Genomic DNA, 13,052 nt, shown 5'->3' on the forward strand with positions numbered 1-13,052 from the left:
AACCTACAGTTGACGGCATGGACCTTCCTGCCAACGTCAAACTCGACGACCTCATCAGCGCGATCAAGAGCAACAACGACAAGGACGCCCTCGCCCAGCTGTCCGACGCCGTCTACGTGGGCGAGCACCTCGGCGAAGTGGCCGACCACCTCATCGGCCACTTCGTCGACCAGGCCCGGCGCTCCGGGGCGTCGTGGACCGAGATCGGCAAGAGCATGGGCGTCACCAAGCAGGCCGCCCAGAAGCGGTTCGTGACCAAGGTGGACCCGGGCGGGGACCCGTCCGGATCGATCGAACGCGTCTACGGCCGCTACACCGACCGGGCGCGGCACGTCGTGGTCGAGGCGCAGAAGGCGGCCGTCGACCACGCCAGCCCGGAGATCGACACCGTGCACATCGTGCTGGGCCTGCTCACCGAACCCGCCGCGCTCGCCGCCGGGGCGATCCTCGCCCAGGGCGTGCAGCTCGACGCCGTTCGCGAAGCCGCCGAAGCGCGGCTGCCCGAGGCGGTGGACCCGGCCCCCAGCGTGGTGCCCTTCTCCGGAGCCGCCAAGAAGGCGCTCGAGCTGACCATGCGGGAGGGACTGCGGCTCGGGCACAACTACATCGGCACCGAGCACATGCTCCTGGCGCTGCTGGAACAGCGCGAAGGAACCGGGTTCGAGGTGCTCGACGGCCTCGGCGTCAAGAAGGACAAGGCCGAGGCGAAGATCCAGGAGGTGCTGGCGGAGATCCTCGCCGCCCGCGGCCAGTGAGACCGCTCTTGGCTGCCGCGCTCCTCGCGTTGCTCCTGGTGACGCTGCTCTGATCGGGATGAACCAGGGGTTTTCCCGATCAGAGCAGCACCGGCTCAGGCGGAGGCTTCCGGGCGGCCGTCGGCAGCCCAGGACGTGTGGAACGAGCCGTCGCGGTCAACGCGGCGGTACGTGTGCGCCCCGAAGAAGTCACGCTGACCTTGGACCAGCGCCGCCGGCAGCCGGTCCGCGCGGAGGCCGTCGTAGTACGCCAGCGCCGTCGAGAAGCCCGGCGTCGGGATGCCCAGCTGGACCGCCGTCGAGATCACCGAGCGCCACGAGTCCTGCGCGTCCTCGACCGCCTTGCGGAAGCCGCCCGACGTCAGCAACGTCGGCAGGCCCGGCTCCTCGGCGTACGCCGAGGTGATGTCGTTGAGGAACTTCGCGCGGATGATGCAGCCGCCGCGCCAGATCGAGGCGACCTTGCCGAGGTCGATGTCCCAGCCGTACTCGGTCGCGCCGGCCTGGATCTGGTTGAAGCCCTGCGCGTACGCGACGACCTTCGACGCGTACAGCGCCTGCTCGACGTCGTCCGCGAAGCGCTCCAGCGAAGAACCCGTCAGCGGCGACCGCGAAGGACCGCCGAGCCCGCGGGCCGCCGCGCGCAGCGAAGTCGAGCCGGACAGCGAACGCGCGAAGACGGCTTCGGCGATGCCCGAGATCGGGACGCCCAGGTCGAGACCGATCTGCACGGTCCAGCGGCCGGTGCCCTTCTGCTCGGCGGCGTCCGCGACGACGTCGACGAACGGCTTGCCGGACGCCTTGTCGACGTGCGCCAGCACTTCGGCCGTGATTTCGATCAGGTACGAGTCGAGCCGCCCGGTGTTCCAGGTCCGGAAGACGTCGGCGATCTCGGCGGGGGAGTAGCCGCCCGCGCCGCGCAGCAGGTCGAACGACTCCGCGATCAGCTGCATGTCGGCGTACTCGATGCCGTTGTGCACCATCTTGACGAAGTGGCCGGCGCCGTCCGCGCCGATGTGCGTGCAGCACGGCTCGCCGTCGACCTTCGCCGAGATGTCCTCGAACAGCGGGCCGAGGGACTCGTACGACTCCTTCGAGCCGCCGGGCATGATGCTCGGCCCGTGCAGCGCGCCTTCCTCGCCGCCGGAGACGCCGCTGCCGACGAAGTGCAGCCCGCGCTCGCGCAGCGCCTTCTCACGGCGGCGCGTGTCGGCGAAGTGCGCGTTGCCGGCGTCGATGATGACGTCGCCCTCTTCGAGCAGCGGCGCGAACTCGTCGATGACGGCGTCGGTCGGGCCGCCCGCCTTGACCATGATCACGACCTGCCGCGGCCGCTCCAGCGCGTTGACGAACTCCTGCGCCGAGTACGCCGGGATGAAGTCGCCCTCGTCGCCGAACTGCTCCACCAGCGCGCGGGTCCGCTCCTCGGACCGGTTGTGCAGGGCCACCGTGTGGCCGTGCCGCGCGAGGTTGCGCGCCAGGTTGCGGCCCATGACCGCCAGGCCGGTGACCCCGATGCTCGCCTTCTTGCTCATCCGCATCCTCTCGAAGACTCTCTCGATTCAGACAGTAGTCCGATCGAGGCCTCAAGGAAGGGCACGGAGGAGCAGCTCACCTAGTTCAGGAGAAGCAGCGGATCGGGCCGCGGTTGATCGCGACCATGTCCGTCACCGCCGCGACCAGGTCGATCTGCGCACCCCACTCGGCGCCGTCCAGCTCGGCGTACGCGCGATGCAGGTTGCCGGGCAGCCGCTCCTGCTCGCTCAGCGCGGCGAACTCGCCGAGGTCCGTCTCCTTCGCGGCCTCCAGCGGCGAGAGCCCAAGAGCCTTCCCGCGCTCGGCCGTCTCCTGGACGAACTTCAGGTAGCGGTCGACGCTCTCGACCACCGAGAGGTCGCAAGGGCCGCCATGGCCGGGCAGGATCACCTCCGGCTCGAGTTCGCGGATCACGTCGAGCCCGGCGCGCCAGCCGGCCACCGAGCCCATCAGCGCGAACGGGCTGCCGCCGTTGAACACCAGGTCACCGGCGTAGAGCACGCGCTGCTCCGGCAGCCAGACCAGGACGTCGTTGGTGGTGTGGGCCGCGTGGCCGGGGTGGATCAGCTCGAGGGTGACGTCGCCGGCGTGCACGGTCAGCCGGTCGTCGAACACGACCTCCGGCGGCCGCGACCGCAGCTCGCCCCAGTCGCTGCCGACGAAGATGCCCTCGAACGTCTGGATGCCCTCGGCGACCATCAGCTCGCGCGTCTTGCGGTGCCCGATGATCGTCGCGGCCCCGACCAGGTAGTTGCCGTTGGTGTGGTCGCCGTGGTGGTGGGTGTTCACCAGGGTCGTCACCGGGCTGCCCGTGGCGGCTTCGACGGTCTCGAGCAGCGCGCGCGTGCGGCGCTCGGTCGAGCACGTGTCGATCAGCACGGTGTGGTCGCCGGCGTCGACGAACCCGCAGTTGTTGATGTACCAGGAGCCGTCCGGCTGGACGTAGCCGTGGACCCGGTCGGTCAGGCGGGTGACGGTGGCGGCGGCGGGCGAGCGATCGGTCACCGGCTCACTATGCCCGAGGCCGGGCTCCGCCGGTTGGCGGAATAATTCGGAATTTCGCTGGTCCAGGAGAGTGATAGCGCAGGTGACTGGCATTCTGCGGCGTTTCCTGGAACGCTGCGCGATGTCATCATCGAGATCCGCAAGGTCAAGCACTAGCCTGGGTGGGTTCGATAGTTCGCGCGCGACGGCGGCCGATGGCCGTCGTCGCTTGGTAGTGGTCCGGGAGAGCAGGGCGATGGCCAGCACCGTCACCTCGCGCCGGAAGCAGCTCGGAAACGAGCTCCGGCATGCCCGCACCGCGGCGCGGATGACACAGCAGCAGGTCGCCGAGGTCCTCGGCTGCACCCAGGGCAAGGTCAACAAGATCGAGTCCGGTGCCGTCGGGGTGAAGCTCGGGGATGTGCGATCGATGCTGAACGCGTTCGGGATCAACGGCGAAGAGGCCGACACGCTGATGAACCTGGCGCGGGCCGCCGCCGGGCAGCGCGGCCACTGGTCGGGCTACCGCTCCGTGGTGCCCCACTGGTTCCGCACGTTCACCGACCTGGAGCCCGCGGCCGCGGAGATCCTCACCTGGCACGGCGAGCGCATCCCGGGGCCGTTGCAGTCCGAGCACTACATGCTCAAGCAGTTCACCGAGTTCGGCGCGACGGACGTGACGTCCCTGGTGCGCAACCGGCTCGACCGCAAGGCCGTGTTCGAGCAGCAGCAGCCGCCGTACTACCGGTTCATCATCAGCGAGGGCGCGCTGCGCCGGGCACCCGGTGGGTACGCGCCCGCGGTGATGCTGGACCAGGTCGAGCACCTGCTCTCGCTCGAACGCCACCCGCGGGTCTACGTCCACGTGCTGCCGTTCGGGGCCCGGCTGGCCGCGGTGCCCAACGACTTCACGATCATGCGCTTCCCGGACCGCACCCGGGACTTCGTCTACATCGAGCACTCCGCCGGCGGGCTGTACCTCGACGACGTCAAGGACTTCAACATCTTCGTCGACTCGTGGGACAGGCTGCGTGGAGCGGCGCTGGAGCGGCAGGAGACCCGGCAGTTCCTCAAGGAGCTCGCGGAGGGTTACCGCGGCCAGATGCAGCAGCTCCAATAGGGCGAACGGCCGCGCGAAGGGTCCCGAGCGGTGAACAACTGTCGGTAGAGTGGCTCTGTTGTGCGCTAATCCACCGGCTGTGCCGCCCGAAGGGGACATCGTGGACCCCGACTTCCTCCCCGACGCCGTCGACCTCGACCGGCCGAACGTGGCGAGGATCTACGACTGGGCGCTCGGCGGCACCGCGAACTGGGCGATCGACCGGCAGTACGGCGAGCTGGCCGTGAAAGCGTTTCCGCTGGCGAAGGCCCTGGCGCGCGGCAACCGCGACTTCCTCGGCCGGGCGGTCCGCTACTGCGTCGCCCTGGGCATCACGCAGTTCCTCGACCTCGGGTCCGGCATCCCGACCGCCGGCAACGTCCACGAGGTGGCCGACGAGTGCGCCGACGACAGCCGCTGCGTCTACGTCGACAACGAGCCGGTGGCCGTCGCGCACGGGCGGATCCTGCTCGACGAAGAGGGCGATCCGGAGCGGCACGCCGTGCTGCACGCCGACCTGCGGGACGCCGTGGAGGTCTGGGAGGCCGCGCTGGCCACCGGGGTGCTCGACCCCGAGCGGCCGATCTGCCTGCTCAGCGTGGCCGTGCTGCACTTCCTGCCGGACGTCACCGGCGTGCGCGAAGCCATCCGCGACTACCGGACGCTGCTGGCGCCGGGGTCGGCGTACGTCCTCTCGCACGCGACCGAGTCCGGCGTCGAGGGCGACGAGCTGGCGCAGATCCGGCGGCTCGTGAAGCTGTCCGAGCGGTCGAGCTCGCCCGCGGTTTCCCGGTCGCTCGACGAGATCGCCGCGTTCTTCGGTAACTTCGACGTCGTCGACCCCGGCATCGTGCCTGTGGGAGAGTGGCGCCCCGAGCCCGGCGCCGCCCCGGTCCCCCTCGCGAGCGTGGTCGGCGGTGTCGGCCGCAAGCCTGGAGGACGGAAATGACGACGCAGGACCCCGAGGCCCCCGAAGGCGTCGACCTCGACCGGCCGAACGCGGCCCGGATCTACGACTGGTTCCTCGGCGGCGACGCCAACTGGGCCATCGACCGCCAGTTCGGCGAGCAGGCGGTCAAGACGTTCCCGATGATCAAGACGGTCGCCCGCGTCGGCCGCGACTTCCTCGGCCGCGGCGTCCGGTACCTGGCGCGCAACGGCATCGACCAGTTCCTCGACCTCGGGTCGGGCGTGCCGACGGTCGGGAACGTCCACGAGGTCGCGGGCGAGGTGAACCCGAACGCGCGGTGCGTGTACGTCGACAACGAGCCCGTCGCGGTGGCGCACTCCCAGGTCCTGCTGGAGAAGGAGGGCGTCGCGGACCGGCACGCGGTGCTGCAGGGCGACCTGCGCGACCCGGCCGACATCTGGAAGCGCGCGCTCGACACCGGCGTCCTCGACCCGAACCGGCCGATCGGCCTGATCATCGTCGGTGTCCTGTACTTCCTCGGCAAGGACGAGCCGGTGGCCCAGACCATCCAGAAGTACCTGTCGCTGCTGCCGTCGGGCTCGTACTTCCTGTCCTCGCACCTGACCACCGAAGGCCTCGACGCGCTGGCCGACTCCGACAGCCGGGCGTCGATCGTGGAGCAGTACAACAGGTCCAGCACCCCGCTGTACCTGCGCAGCAAGGCGGAGTTCACGTCGTTCTTCGACGGCTTGGAGCTCGTGGAGCCGGGCATCGTCTACCTGCCGGAGTGGCACCCGGAGGAGATCGAGTCCCGGGCGACGAAGAAGCTCGCGAACGACCCGGCGTTCAGCGGCCACATCTGCGGCCTCGGCCGCAAACCGTGACAGCGGCTTACGACGCGGTCGCCGACCGGTACGCGGAGTTCGTCCGCGACATCTGGGACGGCGACCCGCTGGACCGGGCCGCGTGGGCCGCGTTCGCGGATTTCGCGCGCGGCCGCGGCCCGGTCGCCGACCTCGGGTGCGGACCCGGCCACCTGACGGCTCATCTGTCGGGGCTGGGACTCGACGCGTTCGGCGTCGACGTGTCGCCCGCGATGGTTTCGCTGGCGCGGGCGGCCGAGCCGTCGTTGCGGTTCGAGGTGGGTTCCATGGCGGCGCTGGACCTGCCTGACGAGTCGCTCGCGGGGATCCTGTCGTGGTACTCGATGATCCACACGCCGCCGGCGGAGGTGCCGGGGTACTTCGCCGAATTCACCCGGACGTTGGCGCCGGGCGGTCACGTTCTGTTGGGGTTCTTCGAGTCCGGCGACGGCCCGGTGTCGGAGTTCGACCACAAGGTGACGACGGCGTACCGGTGGCCCCTGGACGAACTGATGGCGCTGGCGGCCGCGGCGGGTCTCGTCGAGGTGGGACGGATGTTCCGCGAGCCCGTGGACGGCGAACGTCCGTTCCGCCAAGGACGGCTGCTGCTGCGGAAACCGTAGCCACGAACAGCGAGAGCCCCGGTCCCATCAGGGAACCGGGGCTCTTTTCGTGGTGGGACAGCAGTTCAGGCGCGTGAACCGATCCGCCCGCGCAGCAGCGGGGTCAGGTCGATCGACGCCTCCAGCGGCCGGGTCGTCCGGATGCCGTCGGAGTACCGCTGCAGCGGGAGATCCTGGTCCGTCGCCCACGTCGTGGTCTTGCGCAGGGGCGCCTGGATCAGGCTGAAACCGAAGCGGTTCCTCAGTTCGTTGCCGATTCCGCGGCGGCCACGGGGCTCTTCGTCCTCGCGGCGGAAGAGCGAGTTCAGCCGGACGGCCATCGTCTACACCCCCAGCTCTCGTCGCGGCGGCCGTACGACGGCCAGTCCGGGACAGAGTTCGGTCGCGGTGCGGGAAAACGCTTCCCCGCCTGTGGTTCGGACCAGCTCGGTCGCACCGCGGGCGGGCCTGCCCACGACGAGCACGCTCGGTGGCGCGCTGTCCTTGACGATCACGCTGATCCTCCCCCATGAGGTCCTGCTGTGGTGGTTGGTCGGTCGTCAGCCAGAGGTCTGCGGCATCCGCGGACCGCCCGTCGCAGAGAGGCAGTCATTCACCGACACCAGCGCCCCGGCCGATGCGATTAATCCTACTCCTGGAATAATCTTCATGTCGAGGCCGGACCTAGTTGATCACCCGCTTGGCCGTGCGGCGTACTCCATTGAGACACTGAGTAGCCGGACGCGGGTACTTTTGACCTGGTCGCGGCCGCGCCCCCCATCGATCCACGGAGGTACGACCCATGGCGGATTATCCGTCGTTCGCGGATTACGATCCGAACACGGCCGTGTCCCTGTTCCAAGAGGCTGCCTGGGAGAAGTCGTTCGCCAGCGAGCCCAACGGTGGGAGCTGCGTCGAGGTCAACCTCGGTCGCGAAGGCCTGATCGGGGTCCGCGACACCAAGCTCGCGAGCAGCCCCGTCTTCGTGTTCGACACCGCCGAATGGGAAGCGTTCCTGGTCGCCGTGAAGGCCGGGCAGTTCGACCTGCCCGCCTGAACCATCCCCCGTGGCGGTGATCGTGATCACCCACCTGTGTCCAAGAATCGCGAAGGCCCCCTTCCCGTCTCTGGTGAAGGAGGCCTTCGCGACGACGCGGATACGCCCGAGCGCTGATTGTGAGCGGAATCTCACCCGATCGCCGGAAGCTCACCTCCGCGCAACCGGCCCCGGGTCCGGCGCCAGGCCACCACGACCAGCACCACGAGCCCGATCAACGGCAACGTGCTGATGGCCCAGCTCAAGCCCATCGGCGGCCCCGGCTGCTCGAGCACCGGCAGCGCTTTCAGGTCGCCGGTGCCGGACCCGGCCGGGCCGTTGACCGTGAAGCGGAACGTCCACTCACCCGGCCGTGGCATCGAACGGACGTCGAGCCCCCACACGTCGAGCTTGCGCGGGTGGCGGACCAGCGGCTGCGTGCGGTTTTTGCCGCCCTCCGGGTTGATCATCGTGAGCGTGCCGGACTTGTCCTCGATCCCGCCGTCGGGGATGAACGTGAAGTCCAGCGACTGCATGGCTTTCAGCGGCCAGGTGCTGAACCCGATCGTCATCCCGTACGGCCCGGCCTGCACGTGCTCGGTGTGCACGATGTTGACCGGCTCGTAGGCGTTGGCCGGCGCCGCGGTGGCGAACAGCAGCCCAGCGACGGCCGCCATGGCCAGAAGTGCCTTACGCATCAGCGGTTTCCCCCTTCTTCGCGGGCGCCAGCAGGCAGAGCATCCCGCCGAACCGCCACCCGGCGAACCCGCCGAGCAGCCCGAGCAGGCCGCTGAGCACGGCCGTCGTCGTCAGGTACCAGGCCGGCGGCAGGTGCGCGCCGGTGTAGAGCAGGACGCGCTGGACCGGCAGGCTCAGCCCGATCAGCAGCCCGGCGATGCCGCCCGCGAGCACGGACACGCGGCCCGCGGACCACCCCCGGCGTCGGCCGGCGAAGTACGCCAGCTCCATCAGCGCGGCCACCGGCAGCAGCGCCATCGGCGTCAGCGACGGCATTTCCGGCACGCCGGAGATCGCGTCGCGCATCGGCAGGCCGACGAGGTCCGCGTAGGCCTGGGCCGCCCACGGCGAGAACCACCAGAAGACCGCCTGCACGGCCGCGACCATCGCCGCGGTGCCGACCGCCCCGCCCGGACGGCGCAGGAACCCGGCGCCGACCGCGACGAGCAGCACCGCCATCATCGAGCAGCCGATCGAGACGGCGTCGGCGTAGTCGTCCGGCACCTGCTGCAGCCCGAGCGCGAGCACCGGCCCGAACGTGAGCAGCACGGTCAGCGAGGCCAACGTGCCGAGCCGGCCCCAGCGGTGCTCCCGCGCCGCGGCGAACACCGCGGTCGTGCCGATCAGCGACACCGTGATCGACAGCAGCAACCCGATGTGCGGCGGCGAGTCGATGACCGCGTCGAAGCCGTAGAGCCCGTGCCACCACTGGTCCCACAGGCCGTACAGCAGGAACGTCGCCGCCCCCACCCCGGAGACGAGGTAGCCCAGTGGCGCCGCGAACGTCCGGCCGAACACGTTGACGACGCGCCCGCCGATCCGCGGGTCGACCGGACGGCCCGCGCGGCGCGCCGCCGTCGTCAGCAGCACGACGGCGAGACTCGCCAGGCCGACGACCGCGCTGCCCGCGTACAGGAACAGGTGCGGCAGCGTGAAGAACGTGTCCGGCCCGACGTCGCTGTGCCACTGGATGTCCCAGGTCAGCCCGACCAGTGACAGCAGTGACCCCCCGAGCACGACGTTCGCGGGCAGCAAGCCCGTTCGCGCCTGTTTCGCCACCGACGTGGTGCGCACGCCGGATGCGGTGAGATCCATTTCCCCCGACCTTTCTACTTGTCTACTTGACGAGCAACGGAAAAACGACTTGGGCGGGCCCACCGGGCCCGTGCACGGACACGGAGATCTCCCACTGCCCGGACATCGGCAGCCCGACGCCGGTGACGCGGAACCGGCCCGGCCCGTCCGGCACGGCGAGCACCGGCGCGAACGCGTGCCCCATCTGCGCCATCACCGGCTCGACCGAGACGCTGTCGGGCGCCGGCCCGGTGACGGCCACGGCGAACGTGTTGCCGCCGATGCGCGGCGGGTCCGCGGAGAACTGGACCGTGTACGGCCCGGAAACCGCTTGCTGCGTGGTGGCTTTCGCGGCGCCGGCGGGCCAGAGCAGCCAGGCGGCGCCGGCCGCGACCACCAGCACGACGACGGCGATCAGCACCGTGGGGCGTTTCATCGGCCTGCTCCTGTCGTCGGGATGTCGACCACGGCGGGGATGGTGAGCACGCGGTAGCCGCGTTCCGCCTGCAGCCAGATCCGGTACCGGCCGGACGCGGCGAAGGTGTAGGTGAAGCTGACGTCCGGGCCGTACGCGGCGACGGTCTCGTCGGGGCGGTCCAGCTGCCCCGCGACCGGCGGGATCATCGCGTGGACGTGCGCCCACGTGGGGGCCTTCGCGGCGGCGGCTCCGACGTCCGGGCCGGTGATCGGGCCCGCGACGATGAGGTGGCCGAGCATGCCCAGCCACGGCTGGAGGTCCTGCGTCCGGAAGTGCGCGGTGACGGTGGTCGGCGTGCCGGGGGTGATCGTGAGGTCGACCGGGGTGCCGTCGATCGTCCGCGGCCCGGCGCCGGACGGTTCGGGCGCGGGGGCGGCGGTCCCCGTCAGGTCCACAGTGGACCTGACGAGCTGGACCCCGCCGCCGCGCCGGACGAGCTCCGCGGCGACGCTGTACGTGCCCGTTTCCGGAGCGGCGACGCCGACGCGGTAGTCGCCGGGGCCGACCCGCACCGGGTGCAGGTGGCTCATCCGGCCGGACGGCGAAACCAGTACCAGGTGCACGAGCGCGTTGTCGTGGATCAGCAGGTCGTCGACCGGGCGGCCGGTGGCGCCGTCGGTGAGGCCCAGCCGCAGGCCGCCGGGTTCCGCGTGCGCCGCGAGGTTCACCGGCGGCCGGGAGTAGTCCACAGTGGACAGCTGCGCGTTGGCGTACGGGTCGGTGACGTTGTCGTACGTCGGATCGAGCTGGCTGCCGGGCGCGGGCGGCGGGGGAGTGCTCGCCGACAGCAGCGCTCCCGTGACGGCGACGGCGAGCGCGGCGACCACGCCCCCGGCCGGGATCAACGCGAAGGCAGTTCGCTTCGCCCGCATCCCCACGACGAGCGCGAGCAGCAGGAAGACACCCGCGGCGACGAACCCGCCGTAGGTCGCCTTCTCCCACGGCGGAACCACCCGCGCGGGAACGAGGAACGGGATGGTCGCGGTGGTCCCGCTGCCGTCGTTCAACGACAGCTCCCACGGGCCCGGCTTGTCGACCTGGAGATTTCCCGCGTACACGCCGGGTTCGGCGCCGAGCACGACGTCTCCCCGCGAAGTCACGACGCCGTCGGCGGCGACGGCCAGGTGCAGCGTGCCGGGCGCGGTGCCCTGGTGCGTCACGACGTCGACTCGCAGCGGCGACGGCGTGACGTCGACCCGGCGGATGATCATGGTCAGCTCGCGCGCGCCGAGTGTCTGCGCGACCTGGATGTCGGTGCCGGACGGCGCTCCGTCGGCGTGCGCGGTCCCGCCGGCCAGTGCGATCCCCAGCACGGCCAGCAGCATCAGCAGCGCGGCTTTTGTTTTGGTCCCCATCGTGGTTCGAACCTAGCGACGGCGGACCGTGGCGGGCGTCACGGCGGGGAGGGAACTCCGGTCCCCAGTGCGGGGGACCGGAGCCCCCGGGGGTCTCAGGGGTGCAGGAACTTCCGCAGGTGGGAGACGACTTCCGCGGGCTGTTCCTCGGGCAGGAAGTGGCCGCATTCGGCCAGGGCTTCACCCGTGGCGTCGTTCGCGTACTCCCGCCAGATCTCCAGCGTCGGCAGGGTGCCGAGCAGGCCGTTCGCACCCCAGAGCGCCAGAAGGGGCTGCGTGATGCGCTTTCCGGCGGCGTAGTCGGCGTCGTCGAGCTCGGCGTCGTCCGGGAAAGAGGCGCGGTAATCGTCGAAACCGGCGCGGAGTGCGCCGGGCTGGGAGAAGGCGCGGACGTACTCGGCGACGGCGTCCGGGTCGAGGCTGTGGCGCTGGTAGGTCCAGCGCTCGTAGAAGTAGCCGAGATAGGCCGCGATGTTCTGGCCGGCGAGGAGCTCCGGGAGGTCGGGCTGGAGGTGGAAGAGCCAGTGCCAGTAGGCCTGCGCGACGCCGGTGTCGAGGCGTTGCCACATGGCGCGGGTCGGGGCGATGTCGAGGACGGCGAGCCGGCCGACCTGGTCCGGGCGGTCGAGGGCCCAGCGGTGGGCGACGCGGCCGCCGCGATCGTGCCCGGCGACGTCGACCTTCGCGAAGCCCAGGTGCTCGGCGAGGGCGGCGACGTCGGCGGCCATCGTGCGCTTGTCGTAGCCGGCCCGGGGCTTGTCGGTGCGGCCGTAGCCGCGCAGGTCGGGGGCGATGACGGTGTGCGTCTCGGCGAGCGGTTCGAGGACCTGGTGCCAGCAGTGCGACGTCTGCGGCCAGCCGTGGAGGAGGAACAGCGGCGGTCCTTCGCCGGCGCGCAGGTAGTGCATCCGGATCCCGTTGACCGTGGCCATGCTCTCTAACCTGTTCATACGGTTAGAAGATAGCGGCACTTCTAACTGTTCGCAACGGTTAGGATGCGGACATGGAGTGGGCTTTCGACGGCGGACGGCCGTGCCTCGACCTGGTCAACACCCTGCGTTCCCGGTACGCCGAGGGCGTCGAGCTGCTGACCGGGCCCGACGCGCTGGCGGAATGGCTTTCCCTGGCGGGCTTCACGACGGGCCCGGTGCCGGTGACGGCCGGGAACGTGCTGGCGGCGAAGGCGTTGCGGGAGGCGATCGACCGGGTGCTGCTCGCGGACGGCCTGCCGGACGAGATGGACATCGACCTGGTCAACAACGCGGCGGCCGCGGCGCCGGCGCCCCCGCCGCGCCTGGTCGCGGCCGACGGCCGTCTCCGCCGCGAGGTCCCGGCGCCGAAGGACCCGGTGGCGGTGGCGTTCGCGGCACTGGCGGCGGACGCGATCGACCTGGCGGCGAGCGACGCGGAGGTCCGCATCTGCGCGGCGGACGACTGCGGGGTCCGGTTCTGCGACGCCTCGCCGCGGCGCAACCGGCAGTGGTGCTCGATGGCCAGGTGCGGCAACCGCGCCAAGGCCCGCGCCCACTATGCGCGGGGCTGTGCCGACCCGGGTGTATTCGGTGTCGCTGGGCGGGTTCGACACGCACGCCGACGAGCGCGGCACCCAGCAGCGCCTGCTG

At 70.8% G+C, this 13,052-nt stretch carries 14 protein-coding genes and 1 pseudogene; 7 read left to right on the forward strand and 8 right to left on the reverse strand.

The window, feature by feature from the left end; all coding sequences use genetic code 11:
* The first annotated feature begins 17 nt into the window (after positions 1-17).
* Positions 18-755, forward strand: coding sequence for a Clp protease N-terminal domain-containing protein (locus tag AB0M59_RS32455; protein ID WP_364622863.1), 738 nt, complete (start codon positions 18-20; stop codon positions 753-755).
* Between the two features lie 95 nt (positions 756-850).
* On the opposite strand, the gene gndA is transcribed toward AB0M59_RS32455, so the two are convergent.
* Both gndA and AB0M59_RS32465 read right to left on the reverse strand, forming a co-directional pair.
* The gene (gndA, locus tag AB0M59_RS32460; RefSeq protein WP_364622865.1) at positions 851-2,290 is read right to left on the reverse strand and encodes an NADP-dependent phosphogluconate dehydrogenase; all 1,440 of its coding nucleotides are present in this window, start codon (positions 2,288-2,290) and stop codon (positions 851-853) included.
* A gap of 85 nt (positions 2,291-2,375) precedes the next feature.
* Complete coding sequence (locus AB0M59_RS32465; RefSeq protein ID WP_364622868.1) at positions 2,376-3,296, reverse strand: MBL fold metallo-hydrolase; 921 nt, start codon at positions 3,294-3,296, stop codon at positions 2,376-2,378.
* A gap of 235 nt (positions 3,297-3,531) precedes the next feature.
* On the opposite strand from AB0M59_RS32465, the gene AB0M59_RS32470 reads away from it, so the two are divergent.
* The 4 genes from AB0M59_RS32470 (at position 3,532) to AB0M59_RS32485 (ending at position 6,770) form a co-directional block, all read left to right on the forward strand.
* Positions 3,532-4,395: a helix-turn-helix transcriptional regulator gene (locus AB0M59_RS32470; RefSeq protein ID WP_285482102.1), complete on the forward strand. Its 864-nt coding sequence runs from the start codon at positions 3,532-3,534 to the stop codon at positions 4,393-4,395.
* A 100-nt stretch (positions 4,396-4,495) separates the two neighbouring features.
* Entirely contained in the window at positions 4,496-5,323 is an 828-nt protein-coding gene (locus AB0M59_RS32475) for an SAM-dependent methyltransferase (RefSeq protein WP_364622871.1), read from the forward strand.
* Complete coding sequence (locus AB0M59_RS32480; protein ID WP_364622874.1) at positions 5,320-6,168, forward strand: SAM-dependent methyltransferase; 849 nt, start codon at positions 5,320-5,322, stop codon at positions 6,166-6,168. The genes AB0M59_RS32475 and AB0M59_RS32480 overlap by 4 nt, the downstream gene beginning before the upstream one ends.
* A complete protein-coding gene (locus tag AB0M59_RS32485) occupies positions 6,165-6,770 on the forward strand; it encodes a class I SAM-dependent methyltransferase (RefSeq protein ID WP_364622877.1) in 606 nt (201 codons plus the stop codon). The genes AB0M59_RS32480 and AB0M59_RS32485 overlap by 4 nt, the downstream gene beginning before the upstream one ends.
* Positions 6,771-6,835: 65 nt before the next feature.
* Here the strand turns inward: AB0M59_RS32485 and AB0M59_RS32490 are convergent, their stop codons facing one another.
* Positions 6,836-7,090, reverse strand: coding sequence for a hypothetical protein (locus AB0M59_RS32490; RefSeq protein WP_364622880.1), 255 nt, complete (start codon positions 7,088-7,090; stop codon positions 6,836-6,838).
* Between the two features lie 461 nt (positions 7,091-7,551).
* Between AB0M59_RS32490 and AB0M59_RS32495 the strand changes: the two genes are divergently transcribed.
* On the forward strand, positions 7,552-7,806 hold the full coding sequence (locus tag AB0M59_RS32495) for a DUF397 domain-containing protein (protein WP_364622883.1): 255 nt from the start codon (positions 7,552-7,554) through the stop codon (positions 7,804-7,806).
* A gap of 131 nt (positions 7,807-7,937) precedes the next feature.
* Here the strand turns inward: AB0M59_RS32495 and AB0M59_RS32500 are convergent, their stop codons facing one another.
* The 5 genes from AB0M59_RS32500 to AB0M59_RS32520 all read right to left on the reverse strand — a co-directional run bounded on the left by AB0M59_RS32500 (position 7,938) and on the right by AB0M59_RS32520 (position 12,380).
* Positions 7,938-8,483 (reverse strand): hypothetical protein, encoded by a 546-nt coding sequence (locus AB0M59_RS32500; protein WP_364622886.1) that lies wholly within the window; start codon positions 8,481-8,483, stop codon positions 7,938-7,940.
* Complete coding sequence (locus AB0M59_RS32505; protein ID WP_364622889.1) at positions 8,476-9,618, reverse strand: hypothetical protein; 1,143 nt, start codon at positions 9,616-9,618, stop codon at positions 8,476-8,478. The genes AB0M59_RS32500 and AB0M59_RS32505 overlap by 8 nt, the downstream gene beginning before the upstream one ends.
* A 22-nt stretch (positions 9,619-9,640) precedes the next feature.
* Positions 9,641-10,033 carry a FixH family protein gene (locus AB0M59_RS32510; protein ID WP_364622891.1) on the reverse strand — a complete coding sequence of 131 codons (393 nt, stop codon included), beginning with the start codon at positions 10,031-10,033 and terminating at the stop codon, positions 9,641-9,643.
* Positions 10,030-11,430: a hypothetical protein gene (locus tag AB0M59_RS32515; RefSeq protein WP_364622894.1), complete on the reverse strand. Its 1,401-nt coding sequence runs from the start codon at positions 11,428-11,430 to the stop codon at positions 10,030-10,032. The genes AB0M59_RS32510 and AB0M59_RS32515 overlap by 4 nt, the downstream gene beginning before the upstream one ends.
* A 95-nt stretch (positions 11,431-11,525) precedes the next feature.
* Complete coding sequence (locus AB0M59_RS32520; RefSeq protein WP_364622896.1) at positions 11,526-12,380, reverse strand: alpha/beta hydrolase; 855 nt, start codon at positions 12,378-12,380, stop codon at positions 11,526-11,528.
* Positions 12,381-12,433: 53 nt separating this feature from the next.
* On the opposite strand from AB0M59_RS32520, the pseudogene AB0M59_RS32525 reads away from it, so the two are divergent.
* Positions 12,434-12,967 (forward strand): annotated as a pseudogene (locus AB0M59_RS32525) (CGNR zinc finger domain-containing protein); the annotation flags it as partial.
* Positions 12,968-13,052: the final 85 nt, after the last annotated feature.

Origin of the sequence: Amycolatopsis sp. NPDC051371 (assembly GCF_040682155.1) — a bacterium.
Classification (GTDB): Bacteria; Actinomycetota; Actinomycetes; order Mycobacteriales; family Pseudonocardiaceae; genus Amycolatopsis.